Consider the following 2,143-nt stretch of genomic DNA (forward strand, 5'->3'; position numbering starts at 1 on the left):
CAAGGAAATAAATCAAAAAGTAAAAAAAATCACAAATATTTTTGTTGAATCTAATAATTTATATCAAAATTTAAAAAACACTTTGTTGCATATTAAACATGCAAACACTATGCAAGAATTAAATTTTAAAGAAATTTTATCAATAAACAACGACCTTCACAAGCTCAAAACAAAAATAGAAAATATCGTAGAACTTGGAGAGGTTTTAAATCCTGCTTTAAAAAACATAGAATTAAAACTTGCTAAAATATCTTTAACAAGCGCTCATACTCAAGAAGCTAAGAAGATTCGAATGATTAACTGGTTATTAGAACATGAAATATGGTTGCAAAAATTAATTAAATTTCTTAAAATTTCATTAGAAATACTTCAAAAGATGACACATGAATAGCTTTTTATACAATACCTTAAACTCTTACCATAATCATCCCATTTTGTTTGTCTTTGGGCTAGGCGATTATATTGAAAAACTTTTTCAAAATGAAAATTTAAAATTCTTGGTAATTTTTGAAGACAACGAAGAACTTATTGAAAATTTTATAAACAAAAAATACATTATTTCTCTTTTGCAAAGCAAAAAAATATTTATATTTAATGCCAATACTTTTAATTTTGATAGAGCCAAGGAATTATTTTTACAACAAAATTTTATGTTTTACAGCAAAATTGCTGAAATTTTAAAATTTAAAAATTCTAATTCAATACAAATCATACAAGATTATATTAATAAAGCTATTGAAAGCATCTTTAATGCTTTACAATCAAGCCAAGAATGTGAAGTATATATAGAACATTTTTGCAAAAATCTTCCAAAAACACTATCCCACTCTAGCACTAAAAATTTTTTAAGTACGCATAAGGCTAAGCAAAAATATGCAATTATCGTGGCCAGTGGACCAAGTTTAATCAAACAACTTCCCTTGTTGAAAAAAATTCAAAACAAAGTCAGTATATTTTGCGCGGATGGTTCTTTTACTATTCTGCATAAATACGGCATTAAGCCAGATTATGTTTTTTGTATAGAAAGAGATGTGATTAATGGTAAAAAAGACAAAGTTATAGGATCTTGGAATTTTTTTGATAATAATTTTGGGGATTTTGACAGAGATATTTTATTTATCTTTAGCGACACCGTCAATCCAAAAACTATTAAACTTATAGAAAAAAATAATAGAAATTACATGATCACTCTGTCTACAAATTTATTTTGTACTAGTTTTGGATTTGATGATTTTGGATATTGTGATTTGAGTTTTAATTCTGTAGCAAATTTAGCTTATAATTTTGCCGTATCTTTATGCTACACAAATATCATATTAATAGGACAAGATCTAGCTTTTGGAAAAGATGGGAACTCGCATCCTAAAGATTTTTTGCACGGAACAAATTTGGATTCTTCACGCTATAAACATATCAAAACTATAGCTTATGGCGGACAAGAAAAAGTTTATACACACGCAGCATGGCTTTTATATAAAGAAAAATATGAATATGATATCAGTCTTAACAAACACATCGTTAAAACGTATAATGCCACAGAGGGTGGAGCTAGGATAGAAGGAGCTATAGAAAAACCATTCACAAAACTTTGCGAACAAATTATAAAAGAAAATACAATAAAAAATATTAAAAAGCTAGCTTTACCTAGCAAACACTCCATTTATACCAATCTACAAAAAGCCTTAAATCATTTTAAAACAATTAATCAAGCTTCAAATAATTTTTTAAATGATTCTAAAAAAATTATTGAAAAAATTCAAAATGTATCTTTACGAGTAAATTCTCTACCAAAGGATTTAAGCTTAGAAGAAAGTCTAAAATTAATTGATTTTAACCAAATAAGTATTTTGCAAAAAGAAATCAAATTATACAAAGAAAATATCTACAAAAATAAATTTTTTTCTACAATTTTGTTAAGTTACATGTATGCCAATGAGTGCAATTTTATTCAACTAGAATGTTTAAATACCAATATACCATCAAAAAACATGATCAATCAGCTTAGTTTTATTATCAACCACAAAAGACACATAGAAGAAATGGTAAAATTGATACAATTTCAACACTCTATAATCAATCAAACCATAACCGATATACAAGAACTGATTTCTAAGGATTTCTCATGAATGAACTTTTTTTAAAA

Annotated in this window: 2 protein-coding genes; both read left to right on the forward strand. The window is 26.0% G+C overall.

Annotation, left to right across the window (positions count from 1 at the left end; translation table 11 throughout):
- The coding region (locus L8T90_RS07765) for a hypothetical protein (protein ID WP_263737164.1) at nucleotides 1-391 on the forward strand (391 nt) is incomplete at its 5' end.
- A complete protein-coding gene (locus L8T90_RS07770; RefSeq protein WP_263737165.1) occupies nucleotides 384-2,126 on the forward strand; it encodes a motility associated factor glycosyltransferase family protein in 1,743 nt (580 codons plus the stop codon). The genes L8T90_RS07765 and L8T90_RS07770, both read left to right, overlap by 8 nt.
- Nucleotides 2,127-2,143 lie beyond the last annotated feature (17 nt).

The organism is Campylobacter sp. RKI_CA19_01121 (genome assembly GCF_025771295.1).
GTDB lineage: Bacteria > Campylobacterota > Campylobacteria > Campylobacterales > Campylobacteraceae > Campylobacter_D.

Coding starts and splice junctions, on each gene's coding strand:
- L8T90_RS07770 (WP_263737165.1), top strand. CDS start 384: ATGAATAGCTTTTTATACAATACCTTAAACTCTTACCATAATCATCCC.